Source organism: Pseudoduganella sp. R-34 (assembly GCF_049904655.1).
In the GTDB taxonomy this organism is placed as follows: domain Bacteria; phylum Pseudomonadota; class Gammaproteobacteria; order Burkholderiales; family Burkholderiaceae_D; genus Rugamonas.
Window position 1 is genome coordinate 2687601 of record NZ_CP184572.1, and the last position, 22132, is coordinate 2709732.

The window sequence follows — 22132 nt, forward strand, 5'->3', positions numbered from 1 at the left end:
ATGATGTGGTTTTGATATCGAATTAATGGGTGCGGTGCGAGCCAAAACCTTGTATAATGACAGACGCACCAAATGCAGGACGGTGCGAATTCAGATTGGTAAAGAGTTTTCGGCCGGGGCCGCGCCGCCCTGTGAAGTCCAGTTCCAGGGCATGTGCCCTCTCTAATCACTGAATCATCGGAATCGAGCCCGGTCATGCGGGCTTTTTCTTTTCCCGATTATCCCTGAAACCGGGCCATCGCGAGCCTTCGATAAGTGCACCTTCGGGTGTGCTGAGAGAGATATTGAATGACGAAACCTAAGACCCTGACGTTGTCCGCCAAGAAGTCCACTGGCTCCTCCACTACCAGCGCTCCGTTGGCTGTGCCAAAGACCAGCCTTTCGTATGTGATCGACAACGCTCAAGAGGAAGCAGGAAAAGTCACCGTAGTCAAGAAATCGCGCCGCCTGGCTGCCGTGCCGCCAGTGGAAGCGCCGGCGGAAGCCGTGGCCGACGAAGCGGTCGTCAAGACCCGCGCCCGCAAGACCGCTGCTGCCAAGCCGGTGTCGCTGGCTGTCGTCGCTGAAGAAGCGCCGGCGGCGCCTGCAAAGCGCGGCCGCAAGCCCAAGGCCGCCGAACCTGCGCCCGTGATCGTGACGAGCGGCCCGGCTGCCGTGACTGAAGTGCGCGACGCAGCCGTGCTGGCATCGATCGACACTTCCGGCTACCTGCTGCCGCAAGTGAAGGTGCCGGGCCGTCGCGGCCGCAAGCCAAGCGAATTCACCCCGGAAAACGATGAAGTGGCGGCACTGAACGCCGTGGAACGCGCCGAACTGAAGGCAGCGTCCAAGGCGCGCGAGCGCAAGGCCAAGGGCATCGACGCCTTCGGCATGGCCGACGGCGCCAACGCGGAGGAGCTGGAAAAGCGCCGCACCCAGTTCAAGAACCTGATCAACCTGGGCAAGGACCGCGGCTACCTGACTTACGCCGAAATCAACGACCACCTGCCGGAAAACATCGTCGATCCGGAAGCGATCGAAGGCATCATCGCGACTTTCAACGACATGGGCATCGCCGTGTACGAGCGCGCGCCGGATGCGGAAGCACTGCTGCTGTCCGATAACGTGCCGACCGCCGCCAGCGACGATGAAGTGGAAGCCGCAGCTGCCACCGCGCTGTCGACCGTCGATTCCGATTTCGGCCGCACCACCGATCCGGTCCGCATGTACATGCGTGAAATGGGCGCCGTGGCGCTGCTGACCCGCGAGGGCGAGATCGAGATCGCCAAGCGTATCGAAGGCGGCTTGCGCGACATGATCCAGGCGATTTCCGCCTGCCCGACCACCATCGACGAGATCCTGCTGCTGGCGGAGAAGATCGCGAAGGACGAGATGAAGGTGGACGACGTGGTGGACGGCTTTGTCGACTTGAACGAAGACGCGCCGGTTCCTGCGCCCGCCAAGGTCGTTGCCGCGGCTGACGAAGACGAGGAAGAGGAAGAGCTGGACGACGAGGAAGAAGACGGCGACGTCAACGGCGGCGCTGCCGGCTACTCGACCGAACAACTGGCGCAGCTGAAGGATGACGCGCTGGCCAAGTTCGCCCTGATCTCGAGCCAGTACGACAAGATGCGCAAGGCCGCCTACGGCAATGCCGCCTACGTGAAAGCGCAGGACATCATCTCCAACGAGCTGCTGGGCATCCGCTTCACCGCGAAAGTGGTGGAAAAGCTGTGCGACACACTGCGCGGCCAGATGGAGCAGGTGCGTTCGATCGAGCGCGCCGTGCTGGAACTGTGCGTGAACCGCTGCGGCATGCCGCGCGCTCACTTCATCAAGGTCTTCCCGGGCAATGAAACCAACCTGGATTGGGTGGACGGCGAAGTGGCGGCAGGGTATCCATACAGCGCGGTGCTGGGCCGTAACGTTCCCGCCATCAAGGAACTGCAGAACAAGATGATCGACCTGCAGGAGCGCGTGGCGCTGCCGCTGGCCGACCTGCGCAAGATCAACAAGCAGATGGCTGCCGGCGAAAAGCGTGCGCGCACCGCCAAGCGCGAAATGACCGTAGCCAACCTGCGCCTGGTGATCTCGATCGCGAAGAAGTACATCAACCGCGGCCTGCAGTTCCTGGACCTGATCCAGGAGGGCAATATCGGCCTGCTGAAGGCGGTCGACAAGTTCGAATACCGCCGCGGCTACAAGTTCTCGACCTACGCTACCTGGTGGATCCGCCAGGCGATCACGCGTTCGATTGCGGACATGGCCCGCACCATCCGCGTGCCGGTGCACATGATCGAGACCATCAACAAGATGAACCGCATCTCGCGCCAGATCATGCAGGAAACCGGTTCCGAGCCGGATATGGCAACCCTGGCGCTGAAGATGGAAATGCCGGAGTCCAAGGTGCGCGAGATCATGAAGATCGCCAAGGAGCCGATTTCCATGGAAACCCCGATGGGCGAGGACGGCGATTCCCAGCTGGGCGACTTCATCGAAGACAACACCACGCTGGCGCCGCTGGACGCCGCGCTGCACGCATCGATGCGCAACGTGATCAAGGAAGTGCTGGATTCCCTGACCCCGCGCGAAGCCAAGGTGCTGCGCATGCGCTACGGTGTCGAGATGTCCAACGACCACACGCTGGAAGAAGTGGGCAAGCAGTTCGACGTGACCCGCGAACGTATCCGCCAGATCGAAGCCAAGGCGATGAGCAAGCTGCGCCAGCCTTCGCGTTCGGACAAGCTGAAAACGTTCCTGACGGAGAAGTAATGAAGACGGAGGCCTCGGCCTCCGTTTTTTTTTGCCTTGCGCGTCGCCGATTGCCTGAACAACTGCGATTAAGCGAGGATGGGAGCCGCTGCTCCCTCCTCAAGCAAGTTCTATGCGATAGAAAGCATCAGGCGTTTGCCGAAATCAAAGCCTTTGCGGAGGTGTTCGCGGACCTTGAAGCCTGCTATTGCGGCGATAATGGCCAGGAAGCCGAGCGTGAGCCAGTCGACCGGCTTCAGGCCATGGTCGGGGCGGGCCGAATCCACCGCGCCGGACTTCAGCACGTGGCCGGTGTAGCTGGAGCCAATCACCGTGCCGTCTTCCGTGATGTCGCGCGTCAGGTACAGGCTCTCATAACCGGAGCGCACCTGCATCCGGCCGCCCTTGTAGATGAAGGTATGCGGCGCGTCGTGGTCTTTCATGCGCACGGTGCCGACGATGTCGCCGTGGTTGTTGATGCCGTTGGCGAAGCTGGAGCCGTGCGCGATCATCGCGCCCAGGTCGATCATGCGGCCGTTTTCGTACATGAAGGCGTGCCAGTTGCGATCCTCCATTTCGGAGGCGCCGACCACCACGCCGTGGTCGTTGACGCCGGTTGCCACGCTGACGCGGCCGCCCAGCGTCGGCAGCTCGATCATGCCGCTGCCCGGCTTGTACAGGAAGGCGCGGCGGTAGCCGTTCGGCAGCTGCGCGGCGCCGACCACATAGCCATTGATGTTGATGCCGGTGGCGTAGCTGTTCTTGCCTCCGAAGGTGCCCAGGTCCAGCATGGCAATGCCGGAATCGACAAAGGCGTGGTAGTTGCCGTCGGCGGTGTCGGCGTAGCCGACGATGTGGCCGGATTCATTGAGTGCGGTGCCGACGCTGCTGCTGCCGCCCAAGGTGCCGAGGTCGCGCATGCCCAGCGACTCCTCGTAGCGGAAGGCATGCCAGGCATTGTTGGCGGTCAGGGCGCCGCCGGTGACCACGCCCTGGTTGTTGATGGCGTTGGCGGTGCTGTCGGTGCCGCCGAGGGTGCCGATCTCGATATGACGGCCTTGCGACATCAGCACTGCGCGGCGGCGGCCGTCTTCGTCCTTGATTTCGCCAACCCATTCGCCTGCTGCGTTAATGCCTGTCATGGTGCTGGACTCTGCTTTTCGTTCCCCCATCGGGCCGGCGGCGTGGGTAGTGGTGAAGGGCAGGGCCAGTGCAATGGCCAGGGCAAGCGTGGCAGGCTTCATAGGCAGTCTCCGGTGAATGGGAATTATTCCGGAGACTATACGGGAATCTTGCGAATAAATATTCGCAAATTGTCACACTTTGCGAACGAACTCCGATTTCAGGCTCATGGCGCCGAAGCCGTCGATCTTGCAGTCGATATCGTGGTCGCTGTCGACCAGGCGGATGTTCTTTACCTTGGTGCCTTGCTTGATCACGCCGCCGGAGCCTTTTGGCTTCAGGTCCTTGATGACAGTGACAGTGTCGCCATCTTGCAGGAGATTGCCGGCGGCATCCTTGTAGACACGTGCGGATTCGCCGGCTGCTTCGGCGGCCTGCATTGGCCACTCGTGGGCGCATTCAGGGCAAACATAGTTATCGCCGTCTTCGTAGGTATACTCGGACTGGCATTTTGGGCAGGCTGGGAAATTGGACATTGGAACTCACATGCAGGAATTGGAAAACCCGATCTGGGCTGCGCTGTATGGCGCACAGCAACATTTTAGCATTCCGGCAGGCGTGGCCCGCCGCTATCCGGCCGAGGTGGCGCCGTTCATGGCGGTGCCCGAGGCCGGCGTGGCCTTGCCTGCGGCCGACCTGGAAGGCGTGGGCGCCGGCTACTACTTCCTCGGCGCCATGCCGGAACTGCCGCGGGGCTGGTCGCTGCAGCCGCTATCGGGCGTGCTGCAAATGGTGTACCAAGGCGGGCCGGTCGCGGCACCGGATGCCGGGGCGATCCGCGTGTTGGCGGCAGACGATCCCGCGATGGTGGAGCTGACCAATCTCGCCTTCCCTGGCTACTTCCGGCCGCGCACCGGCGAAATGGGCAGGTACGCCGGCATCCACGACGATGGCGGCCGGCTGGTGGCGCTCAGCGGCGAGCGCATGGACCTTGGCCACCTGCGCGAAGTGAGCGCCGTCTGCACCCACCCTGAATTCACGGGGCGCGGCTACGCGCGCAAGCTGGTGGAATTCATCATGCACGGCATGCAGCAGCAGGGCGTGCGCCCCATGCTGCACGTGGGAGCGGCCAATGCCCGCGCCCAGGCCTTGTACCGCTCAATGGGATACGTGCCAACCCGCGAGCTGGCGCACGCACGGCTTATTTGCCCGGACTGACGTTGCCGATGCCCTTGGCCGACTTGTTGATGTGTTTCGGGTTGCCGTAATAGGTGAAGTTGCCCATGCCTTCCACAATCAGGTTCAGGGTGTCGCTGGCGTAGAGGCTGATGTCTCCCATGCCGGTGAAGTTCACGTCGGCGCGTTCGGCTTTCAGGTCCTTGAGGTTGGCCTGGCCAACCCCCTGGCCTTTCATGCGCAGCAGCTTGACCTTGCCGCTGGCGTAGAGCGCGCCGGCGCCTTCGAAGCTGATGTCGATCCGTTCGCCGTTGATGTTGGTGACGCGCGATTCGCCGGCGCCCAGCACGCGATAGCTGGTCAGCGCCGGCACGGTGACGGTGATCTTGTCGCCTTCTTTGACGTCGACCGGGGCCTTGTTGGTATTTTCGTAGACGACGCGCAGCACGCCGCCTTCCACGACGATGCTGACCTTGTCGATGTATTCCTTGCGGCCGCTGATCTTGACCGACTGTTCCTTGCCGACGTCAACGTAGACGCTGATCGGGCCTTTGACATTGATGCCGTAGAAGGCGTCGAACTTGCGGACCTGGTCGTCGGCCAGGGCGAGGGAGGGTAAAAGCAGTGCAGCCAACAGCGTCAAACGGAACATACGTTCTCCTCATATCAGAGCGCATGATTATGACTCAGTTGTGGCTTTTTTGCTAAGCGGGCCCGGATTTCCCCGGGCCCGATTGCTATTGCGGCTTAGCCTGTGTTGCGCAGGCCGGCGGCGACGCCGTTGATGGACAGGTGGATGCCGCGGTTGACGCGCGGATCGGCCCTGTCCTCTTCATTACCCAGCGCGCGGCGGCGCTTGATCAGCTCCACCTGCAGGTGGTTCAGCGGATCGAGGTAAGGGAAGCGGTTGGTGATGGAACGCGCCAGCAGCGGGTTGCCTGCCAGGCGGTCGCGGGTGCCGGTGATCGACTCCAGGCAGTCGAGGGTCTGGTGGTATTCCTCGGTGATGCGCTTGAAGATGCGTTCACGCAGCTCCTTGTCCGCCACCAGCTCGGCGTAGCGCGAGGCGATTGCCAGGTCGGTCTTGGCCAGCACCATGTCCATGTTCGACAGCAGGGTGGCGAAGAACGGCCAGTGCTGGAACATGTCGCGCAGTTGCGCCTTGCGTTGTTCCGCGTTGCCGGCGGCGATCCAGGCGCCGATGGCGGAGCCGAAACCGTACCAGCCCGGCAGCAGCAGGCGGCACTGGCCCCAGCTGAAGCCCCACGGGATGGCGCGCAAGTCTTCGATGCGGCGCGTCGATTTGCGGGAAGCCGGTCGCGAACCGAGGTTCAGTTCCGCGATTTCCGCAATCGGGGTGGCTGAGAAGAAGTAGTCGGTGAAGCCCGGGGTTTCGTACACCAGGTTGCGGTAAGCCTTGTAGGCCAGCTCCGAGATTTCCGCCATCGCGGTCTCGAACCCGGCCAGGCGCGGGCCGTGGCAGGCGTCGGCCGGCGGCGGCATCAGGCTCGCTTCCAGGGTCGAGCACACCAGCAGTTCCAGGTTGCGGCGGCCGATTTCGGCGTTGGAGAACTTGGAGGCGATGATCTCGCCCTGTTCGGTCAGGCGCAACTGGCCGTTGACGGTGCCTTTGGGCTGCGCCAGGATGGCCTCGTAGCTTGGACCGCCGCCGCGGCCGACAGTGCCGCCGCGGCCATGGAACAGGCGCAGCTTGACGCCGGCCTTGGCGAAGATTTCCACCAGCGCCAGTTCCGCCTTGTACAGCTCCCAGTTGGAGGTCATGAAGCCGCCGTCCTTGTTGGAGTCGGAGTAGCCCAGCATGACTTCCTGGATCTGGCCCTGCTTGGCGATCAGCTTTTGCACCATCGGCACGGCCATCAGCGCTTCCATGATGCCGGCGGCGCGCTGCAGGTCGGGGATGGTTTCGAACAGCGGGATCACCATCAGGTCCGAGGTGCGTTCGCCGTCGGCGCCCTGGCGCAGCAGGCCGGTCTCCTGCTGCAGCACGAACACTTCCAGCAGGTCGGACACGGTCTCGGTGTGCGAGATGATGTAGTTGCGGATGGCGCGCTTGCCGTAGCGCTGGCGGATGTCGCGCGCGGTGCGCAGGATGGTCAGCTCGGAGCTGGTCTCGTCCGAATACTCGATGTAAGGCGAATACAGCAGCCGTGGTTGCGCTAACTCCGCCAGCAGCAGCTTGACCTTGGCATCTTCATCCAGCGACGGGTAGTCGGCCTGCATGCCGGCCTTGGCGAACAGCTCCGCCAGCACGCGTTCGTGGATGTCGGACGACTGGCGCATGTCCAGCGACGCCAGGTGGAAGCCGAAGATGTCGGCGGCGCGTTTCAGGGTGGTCAGGCGCGGCCGGGCCAGCACGGAACCGTGGTTGGCGTCCAGCGACTCGATCAGCACCTGCAGGTCGGCCGAGAAGTCGGCCGGACACGGGTAGGGGGCGGCGTGGCCGACTTCCTTGCGCAGGATATTGGTCGCGCCCAGTGCGCGGGCGGTCGCTGCCAGGCGGGCGTACATGCCGATCAGGGCGCGGCGATAAGGCTCGTCGCTGCGGTGGTCGGATGTGTCGGTGGAGGCGTCCGACAGGGCCTGCAGTGCGGGCGAGCAGCCGATCATCAGGGTCGACACCGACAGCTCGGCGCCCAGCGCGTGGGTTTCGTCGAGGTAGAAGTCGAGGATGGTGGTGGCCTGGCGCTCCAGCGCATGCTGCATGGTGCCGGCGTTGACGTTCGGGTTGCCGTCGCGGTCACCGCCGATCCAGCTGCCCATCTGGACGTAGGAACCGTCGATGGCGGCCGGCGCGGCCTGGCCGTAATGCTCGGCGATCTCGGATTCGATGTCGTCGTACAGGGCCGGCAGTTCGCGCAGGAAGGTAATGCGGTAGTAGGACAGGGCGTTGTCGATTTCATCGGCCACGGTCAGCTTGGAGTAGCGCAGCATGCGGGTCTGCCACAGCGTCGCGATACGGGCGCGCAGCATGTGCAGGTTGGCGGTGCGCTCCTTCGGCGTCAGCGGCAGGTCGCGCTGGGCCAGCAGGCGGGCGATATCGTGTTCCGCGTCCAGGATGGACTTGCGCTGCACCTCGGTCGGGTGGGCGGTCAGGACGGGGCTGATCAGGGCTTCCTTGAAGAAGCTGGTGACGGTGTCCAGTTCGACGCCGGATTCTTTCAGCTTGTCGAGAGCAAAGCTGATGCTGCCTTTTTGCGGCGCCGAGCCGGCCAGCAAGTGGGCGCGGCGGCGGCGGATGTGGTGCTGGTCTTCCGCAATATTGGCAAGGTGGGAGAAGTAGGAGAAGGCGCGCACCACCGTGATGGTCTGTTCGCGTGTCAGGATCTTCAGCATGCCGTCCAGTTCCTTGGCGGCGCCGGCGTCGGCTTCACGGCGGAAGCGGACAGCGGTCTGGCGAATGGTTTCTACGACGGCGAATACTTCCTCTCCCTCCTGTTCCCGCAGGACGTCGCCCAACAGGCGGCCCAGCAGGCGGATGTCTTCTTTCAATGGCGCGTCTTTATCGGCGCTCTGGTTTGCTTCGTCTGTTGCACTTACTTGATTTGCCATAGTTAATCAGTCAAAAGATAAGAATGGTCGTGCAATAGGCTTGTGGCCCGCTCTCTGCATAGGGGCGCGCATGCTAGAATTTGTGGTCCCAATCATGCGCAATAAACTGGTGAACGCCGGTTTGGCGCTAGCAACAGCGAAAGAACTGGTCTTGAATACTCCTGAAATGGCCCAACAGCTCCCTTCCAAATTGGTGATCGCTTCGCGCGAGAGCCGCCTTGCCATGTGGCAGGCCGAACACGTCCGCGCTCGCTTGTCTCAATTATATCCGCAGTGCAGCATTGAGATCCTGGGCATGACAACCCGCGGCGACCAGATCCTCGATCGCGCCCTGTCCAAGGTGGGCGGCAAGGGGCTGTTCGTGAAGGAGCTGGAAGTGGCGATGGAAGAAGGCCGTGCCGACCTGGCCGTCCATTCGCTGAAGGATGTGCCGATGGAACTGCCGGAAGGCTTCGCGCTGGCGGCGGTGCTGGAGCGCGAAGATCCGCGCGACGCCTTCGTTTCGAACGACTATTCCTCGCTGGCCGAACTGCCTGCCGGCGCCATTGTCGGCACCAGCAGCCTGCGCCGCCAGGCCCTGATTTCGGCGCGTTACCCGCACCTGGTGATCAAGCCTTTGCGCGGCAACCTGGATACCCGCCTGGGCAAGCTCGATCGCGGCGATTACGCGGCCATCATCCTGGCCGCCGCCGGCCTGAAACGCCTCGGCCTGCCGCAGCGCATCAAATCGCTGCTGGCGCCGGAAGATTCGCTGCCGGCCGCAGGGCAGGGCGCGATGGCAATCGAAATCGCCGAGCGTAACGATGGCCTGGACCTGAAAGCCATCCTGGCGCCGCTGAACGACCTGCCGACCGCGCAGGCCGTGACGGCGGAACGCAAGGTGTCGAAAGTGTTCGGCGGCTCCTGCCAAGTACCGTTGGCAGCCTTCGCCACCGTTGACGGCGGCCAGATGCACCTGCGCGCCATGGTCGCTACGCCCGACGGCACCCGCGTCGCCCGCGCCGAGATCAATGGCGCCGCCGCCGATGCCGAATCGCTTGGCGCCCAGGTTGCGGAACAACTGCGCGCACAGGACGCCGAAGCCATCCTCGCCGTCTGCGCCGCCGAGCAAGCCGACGCCATGAACCCCAACGCCGCCCCATCGGTATAAAAGCGCCGCCCGGATGTCCGCCGATCCCGCGAGCCCAGCAAACCAGGGACAGCCCCTTGCCGGATGGCCGTCCCGTCTGACCCAGATTTACCGGGTTTAAATGCCACGCCCAGTCATACTCACCCGCCCGATAGCCCAGGCCGAGCCCCTGGCCAGCCGCATCCGCGCCCTCGGCCGCGAGGTCGAAGTGCTGCCGCTGCTGGAAATCAGCCCGCTGCCAGACCAAACGCCATTGCAGGACGCCCTGGCCAGCCTGGCGAGCTACCAGCTGGTGACCTTCGTGTCCCCGAACGCCATTGACGCGGCCTTCGCCCACATCCCCGCATGGCCGCCAGGCCTGCAAGCCGCAGTAGTGGGCGAGGCCAGCCGCCTGGCGCTGATCGCCCAAGGTGTCCCCGCCAGCCAGATCTCCAGCCCCGCCGACCCAGCCCACAGCGACACCGAGCACCTGCTGCAAGCCCTCGACCTGCCAGCCCTGCGCGGCGCCAGGGTCCTGATCGTGCGCGGCGAATCCGGCCGCGAACTGATGGCCGATTCCTTCCGCGCAGCCGGCGCCGAGGTCACCGTGCTGCCGGCCTACAGGCGCGCCGTGCCGCAGCTGACGCCAGCACTGGCCGGGCGATTGACAGAACTGGCCGCCACGCCAGCCGACTGGATCATCACCAGTTCCGAAGCCTTGCGCGGCCTTGTCGGGCTGCTAAAGGAATTAAACAAGTTGACAATCGTTGCATCTTTGCAACATCATCGCCTGATCGTCCCCCATCCCCGCATTGCCGAAACGGCAAGAGATTTGGGCTTCCCGAATGTGACTCTCACAGGATCAGGCGACGAACGGGTACTCGCCGCGTTACAATCACGTCCATGAACGATTTGCCTAACCAAACTGACAACTTGCCAACGACGCCAACTGCGCCGGCCGTCGACACTCCCAACACCGCCCAGGCTGCGCCCGCGACCCCGCCGGCACAGGAGCGCGATGCCTTGCGCCAGCCGCTGACCATTGCCGTAGTGGTGCTCGGTATCCTGCTGGCAGCGCAAGCCTTCTACTCGAAGAACCAGGTGTTCCGCCTGCGTGAAGAGATGGCGCGCCGCCTGCAGCAGGGCGACTCGCTGAATGGCCAGACCAGCCAGCTGGCGAAAAACGTCCAGGAGACGACCAAGGAAATCCAGCTCAAGGTAGGTGTGCTGGAAAACCGCCAGCAGGAAGCGCAGGCGCAGCAGCTCGCGCTGGAACAGCTTTACCAGGACATGTCGAAAAACCGCGACGAGTGGGCGCTGGCTGAAATCGAGCAAGTGCTGTCCACTGCCAGCCAGCAGCTGCAATTGGCCGGCAACGTGCCAGGCGCGCTGATCGCGCTGCAGAACGCCGACCGCAGCCTGTCCCGTTCCGACAAGCCGCAATTCATCACCATCCGCCGCGCCATCGCCAAGGACATTGAACGCCTGAAGGCGCTGCCGAACGTCGATAACGTCGGCCTGGCCGTGCGCCTGGATAACGTCATCGCCCAGGTCGACGGCCTGCCGATGCTGTCGGACGCCAAGCCAACGCCGCCGGCGCCTGCGGAGCGCAAGCCGCACACCCCAGCGCCGGCCAAGGCCAAAGGGAAGGGCGCAGCCGGCAAGGAAGCTGCTTCCGCACCGGCAGAAGATGAAGATAGCTGGGGCAACCGCCTGAAGACCGTGTGGCAGGACTGGAGCAGCGACATGTGGTCGGAAGTGTCGACCCTGATCCGCGTGCGCCGCGTCGAAACACCGGACGCCATCATGCTGGCGCCGGAAGAAGCCTATTTCCTGCGCGAGAACCTGAAACTGCGCCTGTTGAACGCGCGCATGGCCCTGCTGTCCCGTAACGAAGCCGCCTTCCGCGCCGACCTGCTGGCCGCGCAAGAAGTGCTGGCGCGCTACTTCGACACCAAGACCGCCCAGACCAAGACTGCGCAGCAGCTCCTGCGCCAACTGCAGGGCAGCAACCTGCAGATCGAAATGCCGACGCTGGCCGATAGCCTGAACGCGGTGCGCAACTACAAGGCGAAGCCATAATGCGTCTCTTTATCTGGCTCGTTGTAATGATGGCTGCGGCCATCGGTATCGCCGTGACGGCGCGCTTCAATCCCGGCAATGTGGTGCTGTTCTACCCGCCGTACCGCGTGGACCTGTCGCTCAACTTCTTCATGGTGCTGCTGGTTGCAGCTTTCCTGCTGGTGCATTTCCTGGTGCGCGCCTTCAACGCCACCGTCGACATGCCGCGCAAGGTGGCTGCCTACCGCCAGAACAAGCGTGAACGCGACGGCAACAAGGGCCTGCGCGACGCACTGAAAGCCCTGTTCGAAGGCCGCTTCGGCCATGCCGAAAAGGCCGCGCTGCGCGCTGCTGAATTGCCGGAAAACGCCGGCGTGGCTGCCCTGATCGGCGCCCGCGCCGCGCACCGCATGCGCCAGCAAGCCCGCCGCGACCAGTGGCTGGCCCGCATCGCCAGCGACAACGGCATGAAAACCGCGCGCCTGATGACCGTGACCGAACTGCTGGTCGACGACCACCAGCCGGAAGCGGCGCTGGAAGCCGTGCGCGAACTGAATGCCAGCGGCACCCGCCATATCCATGCCCTGCAATGGTCGCTGAAGGCCGAGCAGCAGGCCAAGAACTGGCCCGAAGTGCTGCGCCTGGTGCGCCTGCTGGACAAGCACAAGGCCCTGCATCCGGCCCTGTCGGCGCGCCTGCGCGAACTGGCATATGACGACCTGCTGTCCGATAACTCGCACGATGCGGAATCGCTGCAGCGTGTCTGGAGCACCATCCCGAACGCCGATCGCTTGAAGCCCTACGTCGCCTGCCGCGCAGCCACCGCCCTGAATGCGCGCGGCCTGCACGACGAAGCGCGCGTGGTGTGCGAAGAATCGCTGGCCGCCAACTGGGACGAGCGCGTGCTGCGCGCCTACCGCGACGCCGCGGCGCCGGTCGGTTCCGCTGCGCTGCTGGTGCAGATCGAGCACTGCGAAGGCTGGGTGCGCGAGCGCCCCAACGATGCCGAGCTGGCGCTGACCCTCGGCTCCCTGTGCCTGAAGCAGAAACTGTGGGGTAAGGCCCAGCGCTATCTGGAGCAGGCCCTGTCCGATGCCTCCGAATCGCGCATGGTACGCGAGTCCCACCTCAAGCTGGCGCAGTTGCACGAAGCGCTGTCCCAGCCCGAAGAGGCGGCGAACCACTATCGCCAGTGCGCCTTGGCAACTATTTTGTGAGACTGCTGCGCCGCACAAGCGGCGCGCAGTTCGCTATAATTGCAAGGTTAGACTGTCCAAAAATGCATTAATCCGAGGAAAACATGAGCCTGAACAAAGTACCGGCCGGCAAAGACCTGCCGAACGATTTCAACGTGATTATCGAGATCCCGATGAACGCGGATCCGATCAAGTACGAAGTGGACAAGGAATCCGGCGCCATCTTCGTCGACCGTTTCATGGGCACCGCCATGCACTATCCGTGCAACTACGGCTACATCCCTAACACCCTGTCCAACGACGGCGACCCGGTCGACGTGCTGGTGATCACCCCGTTCCCGCTGATCCCTGGCGTGGTGGTACGTTGCCGCGCTATCGGCGTGCTGAAGATGACCGACGAATCCGGCGAAGATGCGAAAGTGCTGGCCGTTCCGGTCGATAAGATCCTGCCGATCTACAAGCACTGGCAGAAGCCTGAAGACCTGCAGGACCTGCGCCTGCAGCAGATCCAGCACTTCTTCGAGCACTACAAAGACCTGGAGCCAGGTAAGTGGGTCAAGGTTGAGGGCTGGTACGGTCCTGAAGAAGCCAAGAAGGAAATCATGCACGGCGTTGCACAAGCCGCCAAGCAGGAAGGCAAATAAGCCTGATCGAAGAAAGCGCCCCGCGGGGCGCTTTTTTTGTATAGTCGTTGCGTGCACCCTTGCAGGGAGGACGCAACATGGAAGGATCATTGTCGATCTGGGCGAAGACCGCCCCCGTCGCCGCGATGCCGGAACTGAGCGGCGAACTGCAGGCCGATGCCTGCATCATTGGAGGCGGCATTGCCGGCCTCACCACCGCCTACCTGTTGACGCTGGAAGGGCGGCGGGTGGTGCTGCTGGAAGCGCGGCAGCTCGGCAGCGGCGAAACCGGCCGCACCACCGCCCACCTGATGCCGCCGGACGAGTGGTACTACTGCATCGAGCAAAATTTCGGCTCAGTCAACGCGAGGCTGGTTGCCGCAGGCCAGATGGCGGCCATCGAACAGGTGGCGTCCATCGTGGGCAGCGAAGGACTGGACTGCGAATTCGAGCGGCTCGACGGCTACCTGTACTCCGCAACTGGCGACCCCAATGAAATCCGGCGCGAGTGCGAAGCTGCAACGCGCGCCGGCCTGGAGGCTGAGCTGCTGCCCCAGGTGCCTGGCCTGCCGTTTGAAAGCGGCAGCTGCGTGCGTTACGCCCGGCTGGCGCAATTTCATCCGCTGAAATACCTGGACGGGCTTGCCGACTGCATCCGCCGCCGCGATGGACGCATTTTCTGCGGCAGCCGCGCCACCGGCATCGACCGGGTTGGCGACAAGCTGCACGTGAACACGGCCAGCGGGCGCGTGGTGGCAAACGCCGTGGTGGTGGCCACCAACACCCCGTTCAACAACCGCGTCGTATTGCATACCAAGCAGAATGGCTACCGTACCTACGTGATCGGGGTCGAGGTGCCGCGCGGGTCCTTGCCGCGCATGCTGCTATGGGACAGTGGCGACCCCTATTACTACGTCCGGCTGGAATCGGGCGGGGCCAGCCCGGGCCACGACGTGCTGATTGTCGGCGGCTGCGATCATAAGGTCGGGCAGGACGGCGACCCGCGCCACCGGCATGAGCAGCTCGAGGCATGGACGCGGCAGCACTTCCCGATGGCAGGCGCGGTAACCCTGCGCTGGTCCGGGGAAGTCATGGAGCCAGCAGACGGCTTGCCCTTCCTGGGCCGCAATCCGGCCGACGACAGCCAGGTGTACGTGATAAGTGGGGACTCGGGCACCGGCATGACCAACTGCACGCTTGGGGCGATGATCGTGCGCGACCTTGTGGCCGGGCGGGAAAATCCCTGGACCGAACTGTATGACCCGGCGCGCAAGCCTTTCCACGGCATGAAGGAATTCATGCAGGAGCAGGTGAATACGCTGGCGCAGTATGGCGGCTGGCTGCGCGGCGGCGACGTGGAGTCGGCGGTGGAAATTGCGCCGGGGCAGGGCGCCATCCTGAATCGCGGCGCCAGGAAACTGGCGGTCTATCGCGACGACGATGGCGGGCTGCATGCCATGTCGGCCGCCTGCACCCACCTGGGCTGTGCAGTGAGCTGGAACCCGGCCGAGAGGTCCTGGGATTGCCCTTGCCACGGTTCGCGCTTTTCAGCTGAGGGGGCGGTGCTGCACGGGCCGGCCAACACGGCGCTGGCGGCGGAAGAACTGGACGATGACGAAGCCGGCATCCAGCCTGTGCCCGGCCAGCACGGCAGCAGCCACCGCGCGCCGCGCTAGCGCCGGAAAGGCGTGTGCTCGTTCAGTTCATCGAGGTAGGCATCGATACCGCCTGCCTCGCGCTCCAGGAAGCGCTCCACCGCGTCGCTGAAAGCGGGGTGGGCCAGCCAGTGGGCAGAGTAGGTTTTCTGCGGCAGGAAGCCGCGCGCCATCTTGTGCTCGCCCTGCGCGCCGCCTTCGAAGGTCCTGATGCCGTTGGCGATGCAGAATTCGAGCGGCTGGTAGTAGGCGGTTTCGAAATGCAGGCAGGGGATGTGTTCCATCGCGCCCCAATAGCGGCCGTACAGCGTGTCGCCGGTGTGGACGAGCAGCGAGGATGCGAGCGGCTGGCCATCGCGCTCGGCGAGCACCAGCAGCAGGTTTTGCGGCATGGTACGGGCCAGGCGCAGCCAGAAATCCAGGTTCAGATAGGGCGAGGAGCGGTGCTCGGCGTAGGTGTTGCTGTAGCAGCGGTGGAAGAAGCGCCAGTCTTGCTCGGTCGTTTCGGCTCCGCGCAGCTGGCGCATGGCGATGCCGGCTTCCCTGACCTTGCGGCGCTCGGCGCGGATGTTCTTGCGTTTTTTGTGCTCCAGCGTATCCAGGAACTGGTCGAAGTGCTGGTAGTCCTGGTTCAGCCAGTGGAACTGCACGCCGGTGCGCAGCATGAAGCCCGCCTGGCGCAAGTGTTCCGCTTCCTCCTCCGTCGGGTAGAGGACGTGGGTCGAGGACATGCCGGCGGCGCCTTGTTGCTCGCAAAGGAAGGCCAACAAGGCGCTTCGCGCCGCTGCGTTGCGCGCCATCAGGCGCGGGCCGGTAACGGGCGTAAACGGGATGGCGGAGAGCAGCTTCGGGTAATACTCGATGCCGTTGCGGTGGTAGGCGTCGGCCCAGGCCCAGTCAAAAACATACTCGCCGTAGGAGTGGGATTTGACGTAGAGCGGCATGGCAGCGGCCAGGCTGCCGCCCTGCCAGACGGCCAGGAACTGCGGCTGCCATCCCGTATCAGCGCACGCGCTGCCCGATTCATGCAGGGCATGCAGGAAGGCGTGCGACAGGAAGGGATTGCCCGCCGCCAGCCGGTCCCATTCGGCTGGATCGACATCGGCAAGGGAAGAAAGGACGCTGGTACGGTATTCCATCGGGCCATTCTAGCGAATAACGGCCGAGCCCGTGTCACACCATGGGGTCACACCCCAAGTGTGACACGGGCTTGGCCGTACGCTGGGGCGGGGGCAATGTTAAAATCTTCGCCATCACCTTTGCCTTGCCGAGATATGCCGCATTCCTTCCACAACTTGTACAACCATGACTTTGCCCGGGTGGCGGTTGGCGTGCCGCGCTGCCGGGTGGCCGATCCGCAGTTCAATGCGGCCCAAACAATCGCCTTGGCGGAGGAGGCGGCGGCGAAGGGCGCGGTCCTCGTGGCTTTCCCGGAGCTGGGCCTGTCTGCCTACTCTTGCGATGATTTGTTCCACCAGCGCGCGTTGCTGGACGGGGCTCTGCAGGCGCTGGCTTCCGTGGTCGAGGCTTCGAGCCGCATTCCGACGGCGATGGTCGTGGGCGCGCCGCTGCGCGTGGACCATCAGCTGTTCAATTGCGCGGTCGTGGTGTCGGGCGGCGTGATTCGCGGCGTGGTGCCGAAATCCTATTTGCCGAATTACGGCGAATTCTACGAGGCGCGCCAGTTCAGCGCGGCCGATGAGGCGATTTCCACCGAAATCTCGCTGCTCGGCCAGCAGGTGCCTTTCGGCGCCAACCAGCTGTTCGAGCTCGAAAACCTGCCGCTGTTCAAATTCCATATCGAGATCTGCGAGGACGTCTGGGTCCCGATTCCGCCGTCGTCCTTTGCCGCATTGGCCGGAGCGACCGTGCTGGTCAACCTGTCCGCTTCCAATATCCTCGTCGGCAAGGCCGATTACCGCCGCCAGCTGGTCGGCCAGCAGTCGGCGCGCTGCATTGCGGCTTACCTGTATTCTTCGGCAGGCCGCGGCGAGTCGACCACCGACCTGGCCTGGGATGGCCAGGCGCTGATTTGCGAGAACGGCGAAATGCTGGCCGAGTCCGAGCGCTTCGCCGAAGAATCGCACATCATCTTTGCCGACGTCGACCTGGAGCGCCTGTCGCGCGAACGCATGCGCACCACCACGTTCGGCCATTCGACCCGCCGCCATAAGGTCGAAGTGGCGCAGTTCCGCATCGCGCGCTTTCCGGTCGAGCTGCCGTCGCAGCGCGTGCTGCCGCTGGAGCGCAACGTGGCGCGCTTCCCTTACGTGCCGTCCAACCCGCAACTGCGCGACAAGCGTTGCAACGAGGTCTATCATATCCAGGTCAGCGCGCTGGTGCAGCGCCTGTCCTCGTCCGGCATCAGGAAGGTGGTGATCGGCGTGTCGGGCGGCCTGGATTCAACCCACGCGCTGCTGGTCTGCGCCAAGGCCATGGACCACCTCGGCCTGCCGCGCACCAGTATCATCGCGGCCACGATGCCGGGCTTTGCCACCAGCAGCCGCACGCTGGACCAGGCGAGGGCGCTGATGCAGTTCGTCGGCTGCACTGCGATGGAAGTCGACATCAGGCCAAGCTGCATCCAGATGCTGAAGGACCTGGGCCACCCGTACAGCGAGGGCAAGGAACAATACGACATCACCTTCGAGAACGTGCAGGCCGGCGAACGCACCAACCACTTGTTCCGCATGGCGAACCACCATAACGGCATCGTGATCGGCACCGGCGACCTGAGCGAGCTGGCGCTGGGCTGGTGCACCTACGGCGTGGGCGACCATATGTCGCACTACAACGTGAATGCCAGCGTGCCCAAGACCCTGATCACCCACCTGGTGCGCTGGGTGGCCGAGAGCAAGCAGTTCGGCGACGTCAATTCAAGCGTGCTGCTGGCAGTGGTGAATACCGAAATCAGTCCGGAGCTGGTGCCTGGCAAGGCCGACGACGAAGCACCGGCGCAGATCACGCAGAACGTGATCGGCCCCTACGAGCTGCAGGACTTCAACCTGTACTACACGCTGCGCTTCGGTTTTTCGCCGGCCAAGGTAGCCTTCCTGGCTTACCACGCGTGGCGCGACCGCGATGCCGGACTGTGGCCGGAAGACGAGCACGTGGTGCGCAACCAGTACGAATTGAAAGACATCAAACACAACCTGGGCATCTTCCTCAAGCGCTTCTTCCAGACCTCCCAGTTCAAGCGCACCTGCGTGCCGAACGCGCCGAAAGTCGGATCGGGCGGCTCGCTGTCGCCGCGCGGCGACTGGCGCGCGCCAAGCGACTCGGAGGCTGCAGCCTGGCTGGAAAACCTGAAGACCGTGCCTGACGCTTAAAACCACTATAAGGAGAACGCAATGAAGCAAATTACCGCCATCATCAAGCCATTCAAGCTGGACGAGGTACGCGAATCGCTGGCCGAAGTGAACGTGACCGGGCTGACCGTGACCGAGGTAAAAGGCTTTGGCCGCCAGAAGGGCCACACCGAGCTGTATCGCGGCGCGGAATACGTGGTCGATTTCCTGCCGAAGGTGAAAGTGGAAGTGGTGGTGGACGACAGCGTGGTCGATACCGCTGTCGATGCGATCATCAAGGCGGCCCGCACCGGCAAGATCGGCGACGGCAAGATCTTCGTGCAGAACATCGAGCAGGTGATACGCATCCGTACCGGCGAAACCGGCGCTGACGCGGTTTGATCAGGCCGCAGATCTAACGACCTGCACGCAATCGCGGCCTGCGTGCTTGGCCGCGTACAAAGCCTGGTCGGCACGCGCCAGCAGCGTGTCCGGCCCGCTGTCTCCCGCCTCCAGGCAGGCAATGCCGATGCTCAGCTTGAGCGGCACGGCCCGGCCCTCATGCATAAGCTGCAGCGCCCTGGTGCCGGTGCGCAGGCGCTCCGCCACGACCTGCGCTTCGCTGATTCCTGTCGATGGGAGCACGATTGCAAATTCCTCGCCGCCCAGGCGGGCCGCCAGGTCGCTGCGCCTGCAGGCGGTGGCGCAATGGCGTCCGATGGCGATAATCGCCTGGTCGCCGGTGGGGTGGCCAAAGCTGTCGTTGATTGCCTTGAAGTGATCGATGTCGATCATCAGCAGCGAGAGCTTGTGCCCATAGCGCCGCGAGCGTTCGATTTCCATTTCCGTGCGCGCCATGAACTGGCGCCGGTTGGCGATGCCGGTCAGGAAATCGGTGGTCGCGATCTCGTGCAGTTCACGGTTGCGGTCCTCGATCGTTTTTTCCAGTTGCAGGCTTTCCATTTCCAGCGCTGCGGCCAGGGCCTCGAGCGAAGCGCGTGCATTGTCGCTCTCGATGCGGAACTGGGCTGCGATAACGAGGATGGCCAGGGCCCCGCGCAACAGCTCGCCGGCAACGACGTCTCCGCCCTGGACGGCCAGGGCGGCAAACAGCTGCCATGCAGTGTCGATGCCAAACAGCGCGCACAGCATGGCGCGGCCATTGCGCGGCGCATGGCGCGAAAGGAGCGCGATGGCTGCCAGCGGCAATGGAATGCGTATCGCCGCCGCGAGAACCAGGCGCGCGTGGTCGCTTGCATGGCCGGTCGAGGCGCAAAGGACGGCGGCCGCCAGCAGGAATGCGAGCCAAGGCTGGGGCTTGAGCAGGCATGGCGGCGGGGCAGGCATATAGCGCACGGCGCCGCGCAGCAGCAGCATGGCGTTGGCGGCGGCCAGCACGTTGGGCAGCACCACTGTCAGCGCCACAGGCAAGTCGCCGCGCATGCCGGCCAGTATCCATGCCAGGCCCTGGCAGATCGCCGCCAGGCTCCAGTTGGACCCGGCGGAACGGCCATCGCGTACCGCGTGCAGGCCGATGAAGGCGATGCCGAGTGCCAGGCAGGCAATGCCGAGGGTCAGTTGGCAAGTTCCGATGTGCAGGGTATTCATACTGCCTCCACCCGGTTGCGGCCGCCGTTCTTGGCGCGATACAGGGCAGCGTCGGCGCGAACCACCAGGCTGTCCATCGAGGCATCATGCGACTTGAGTGCGGTGATGCCGAAGCTGGCAGTAACCTGGTGCGGCACGCCGGACAGCGCGGGCGGGATGGCGCTGATGGCACGCCGCAGGCGCTCGGCCGCAAGCCGGGCCGCAATGGCGCTGGTTTCAGGCATCAGCAAGGCAAATTCTTCGCCGCCGAGGCGGCCGGGCAGGTCGACGTTGCGGGCATTGGACTGGCAGGCCTGGGCAATGACTTGCAGCAGCTTGTCGCCTGCCGCATGACCGAAGCGGTCGTTAATCTGCTTGAAGTGGTCGATATCGAGCAACAGCAGCGTGAGCGGCAGGTGGTAGCGGCGGGCCCGTTCGATTTCGTCGTTGCCGCGCTCCATGAAGTGACGGCGATTGGCGATGCCGGTCATGCTGTCGGTGGTCGCTTGCCGGGTCAGTTCCGCGGTGCGTTCGGCGACCACGGCCTTCAGTTTGTTGCGCTTGTCCTGCAGGCGGCCGGCGTGGGCCGCAAGCTCGTCGCGGATCTTTTCGCTCTCCAGCCGGAACTGGAAGGCGTTCACCAGCAGATGCAGGATGCCGCCCACCGAGACCATGACTGCAAACGAGGAGCCGCCGTCCAGAAAATTGTCGACGTGCTCGCCTGAAAGGAGGGCAGTGCCTAGACGCACCACGCTCCAGATGGTGGCCAGCGCCAGGATGTCGACCAGGTAGCGGGTGCCGGCCGGCAGGCCGGGCCGCCTGACCAGCATCAGCAAGGTCGCGCAGTAAAAGGCGGCGCGGCAGGCAGACACCAGCCCGATCCGGGCCTGCACGCTCGGCTGGCCGTAACTGAACCAGGCGAACGCTGCGGCGGCCGCACCGACGCAGAGGGCGTAATAACGGTCGCTGTAGCGTGCGCCGACCAGCATTGCCGTGCCGCGATGAATGAACACCAGGCTGACGACGGACAAGGCGTTGTCGGCGACGGTTCCAATGTAGCCGGGGAGTGTGGCGGAATTGGCAACAAGCAGCGCTGCGACACCGCCGGCCAGGGCGGACATGGCCCACTGGCCGCCGGGCGTGCCCGCCAGGGAGCGGCCGTGCAAGCCCCGGAAGGCGCAGGCAATCAGGATCGACAGGAAGCCGACCAGGCTCGTTGCAGTAGCGACATCAAAGGTAAACACGGACAGGCAAGCGCATCAAGAAAGTTGCGCAATTGTATCAGTTGTTACTTGATGGTAAGTTTTAACTTTCCAATTGAAAGTCTGTTGGCGATAGCCCTACGGCCGGCTGATCTTCAGGTCAAAGCGCCAGGCCAGCAGGCGCATCACGGTGATCAGGCCGGCACTGGACCACAGGGCGACGTCGTCCGAAACCTGGGTATATTGCAGCGCGATATAGAACCAGCAGCCGAAGAAGGCGCAGATCGCGTACGGTTTTCCATCGCGGAAGACCATCGGCACCTCGTTACAGATGATGTCGCGCAGCACGCCGCCGAAAATGCCCGTTACCACGCCCATCATCACGGCGACGAAAATCGGCATGTCGGCCGCAAGCGCTTGGGCCACGCTGGCAACCGCGAACAGGCCGAGGCCCACCGCGTCGGCTATCACGATCAGCCGTTCGGAAACGATATGGCGGATATGCTTGACGAAAGGCGCCGCCACCAGTGCCACCACGAACAGCAGGATCGTATATTCCTGGTGCGCTACCCAGAACAGCGGACGCTTGTCGAGCAGGATGTCGCGTACGGTACCGCCGCCGAAGGCGGTAATGAAGGCGACGATGAACACGCCGACAATGTCCATGCGCTTGCGGCGCGCTTCGATGAAGCCGGAGAATGCCCCAACCAGGATTGCTACGACCTCAATGATGGTGATCAGGGAAACGGCGGGGACTATTTTCATGAGGCGCAGATTAGCATCCTGATAGCAGAACCTGCAAGCCACGCATGCCG

The 22132-nt window shown here is 63.9% G+C and carries 18 protein-coding genes; 10 read left to right on the top strand and 8 right to left on the bottom strand.

The features are described from left to right. The first annotated feature begins 288 nt into the window (after positions 1–288). Positions 289–2751: an RNA polymerase sigma factor RpoD gene (gene rpoD, locus ACN9MW_RS12460; RefSeq protein WP_426171103.1), complete on the top strand. Its 2463-nt coding sequence runs from the start codon at positions 289–291 to the stop codon at positions 2749–2751. Positions 2752–2861: 110 nt separating this feature from the next. On the opposite strand, the gene ACN9MW_RS12465 is transcribed toward rpoD, so the two are convergent. Then, the gene (locus ACN9MW_RS12465; RefSeq protein WP_426171105.1) at positions 2862–3974 is read right to left on the bottom strand and encodes an HAF repeat-containing protein; all 1113 of its coding nucleotides are present in this window, start codon (positions 3972–3974) and stop codon (positions 2862–2864) included. Between the two features lie 72 nt (positions 3975–4046). Then, positions 4047–4388, bottom strand: coding sequence for a zinc ribbon domain-containing protein YjdM (locus ACN9MW_RS12470; protein ID WP_426171107.1), 342 nt, complete (start codon positions 4386–4388; stop codon positions 4047–4049). Positions 4389–4398: 10 nt separating this feature from the next. Between ACN9MW_RS12470 and ACN9MW_RS12475 the strand changes: the two genes are divergently transcribed. Beyond that, on the top strand, positions 4399–5070 hold the full coding sequence (locus tag ACN9MW_RS12475; RefSeq protein ID WP_426171109.1) for a GNAT family N-acetyltransferase: 672 nt from the start codon (positions 4399–4401) through the stop codon (positions 5068–5070). Here ACN9MW_RS12475 and ACN9MW_RS12480 read toward each other — a convergent pair. Together ACN9MW_RS12480 and ppc are read right to left on the bottom strand one after the other, a co-directional pair. After that, a complete protein-coding gene (locus ACN9MW_RS12480; protein WP_426171111.1) occupies positions 5054–5680 on the bottom strand; it encodes a head GIN domain-containing protein in 627 nt (208 codons plus the stop codon). The two genes, ACN9MW_RS12475 and ACN9MW_RS12480, sit on opposite strands and share 17 nt — an antisense overlap. A gap of 95 nt (positions 5681–5775) precedes the next feature. Beyond that, a complete protein-coding gene (gene ppc / locus ACN9MW_RS12485) occupies positions 5776–8598 on the bottom strand; it encodes a phosphoenolpyruvate carboxylase (RefSeq protein WP_426171113.1) in 2823 nt (940 codons plus the stop codon). A gap of 166 nt (positions 8599–8764) precedes the next feature. On the opposite strand from ppc, the gene hemC reads away from it, so the two are divergent. From hemC to ACN9MW_RS12515, 6 genes are all read left to right on the top strand, one after another. After that, positions 8765–9748, top strand: a complete 984-nt coding sequence (hemC, locus tag ACN9MW_RS12490) for a hydroxymethylbilane synthase (RefSeq protein ID WP_426172183.1) — start codon at positions 8765–8767, stop codon at positions 9746–9748. Between the two features lie 100 nt (positions 9749–9848). Continuing rightward, complete coding sequence (locus ACN9MW_RS12495) at positions 9849–10613, top strand: uroporphyrinogen-III synthase (protein WP_426171116.1); 765 nt, start codon at positions 9849–9851, stop codon at positions 10611–10613. Then, complete coding sequence (locus ACN9MW_RS12500) at positions 10610–11788, top strand: uroporphyrinogen-III C-methyltransferase (RefSeq protein ID WP_426171117.1); 1179 nt, start codon at positions 10610–10612, stop codon at positions 11786–11788. The genes ACN9MW_RS12495 and ACN9MW_RS12500 overlap by 4 nt, the downstream gene beginning before the upstream one ends. A 29-nt stretch (positions 11789–11817) precedes the next feature. Continuing rightward, positions 11818–12984 (top strand): heme biosynthesis protein HemY, encoded by a 1167-nt coding sequence (locus ACN9MW_RS12505; RefSeq protein ID WP_426172184.1) that lies wholly within the window; start codon positions 11818–11820, stop codon positions 12982–12984. Positions 12985–13067: 83 nt separating this feature from the next. Then, positions 13068–13607: an inorganic diphosphatase gene (gene ppa, locus ACN9MW_RS12510; RefSeq protein ID WP_426171119.1), complete on the top strand. Its 540-nt coding sequence runs from the start codon at positions 13068–13070 to the stop codon at positions 13605–13607. Between the two features lie 77 nt (positions 13608–13684). After that, a complete protein-coding gene (locus ACN9MW_RS12515; RefSeq protein WP_426171120.1) occupies positions 13685–15262 on the top strand; it encodes an FAD-dependent oxidoreductase in 1578 nt (525 codons plus the stop codon). Here ACN9MW_RS12515 and ACN9MW_RS12520 read toward each other — a convergent pair. Beyond that, complete coding sequence (locus tag ACN9MW_RS12520) at positions 15259–16380, bottom strand: GNAT family N-acetyltransferase (RefSeq protein WP_426171122.1); 1122 nt, start codon at positions 16378–16380, stop codon at positions 15259–15261. The genes ACN9MW_RS12515 and ACN9MW_RS12520 overlap by 4 nt on opposite strands. 135 nt (positions 16381–16515) lie before the next feature. Here ACN9MW_RS12520 and ACN9MW_RS12525 point away from each other — a divergent pair, with 135 nt between their 5' ends. Continuing rightward, positions 16516–18570, top strand: coding sequence for an NAD(+) synthase (locus tag ACN9MW_RS12525; RefSeq protein WP_426171125.1), 2055 nt, complete (start codon positions 16516–16518; stop codon positions 18568–18570). A 21-nt stretch (positions 18571–18591) separates the two neighbouring features. Beyond that, positions 18592–18930 (top strand): P-II family nitrogen regulator, encoded by a 339-nt coding sequence (locus ACN9MW_RS12530; protein ID WP_028103924.1) that lies wholly within the window; start codon positions 18592–18594, stop codon positions 18928–18930. On the opposite strand, the gene ACN9MW_RS12535 is transcribed toward ACN9MW_RS12530, so the two are convergent. The 3 genes from ACN9MW_RS12535 to ACN9MW_RS12545 form a co-directional block, all read right to left on the bottom strand. Further along, positions 18931–20136 carry a GGDEF domain-containing protein gene (locus ACN9MW_RS12535; RefSeq protein ID WP_426171126.1) on the bottom strand — a complete coding sequence of 402 codons (1206 nt, stop codon included), beginning with the start codon at positions 20134–20136 and terminating at the stop codon, positions 18931–18933. It lies immediately after the preceding gene. Continuing rightward, complete coding sequence (locus ACN9MW_RS12540; protein ID WP_426171128.1) at positions 20133–21359, bottom strand: GGDEF domain-containing protein; 1227 nt, start codon at positions 21357–21359, stop codon at positions 20133–20135. Before ACN9MW_RS12540 ends, ACN9MW_RS12535 begins: the two co-directional genes overlap by 4 nt. Positions 21360–21455: 96 nt before the next feature. Beyond that, positions 21456–22082: a trimeric intracellular cation channel family protein gene (locus tag ACN9MW_RS12545; RefSeq protein WP_426171129.1), complete on the bottom strand. Its 627-nt coding sequence runs from the start codon at positions 22080–22082 to the stop codon at positions 21456–21458. Positions 22083–22132: the final 50 nt, after the last annotated feature.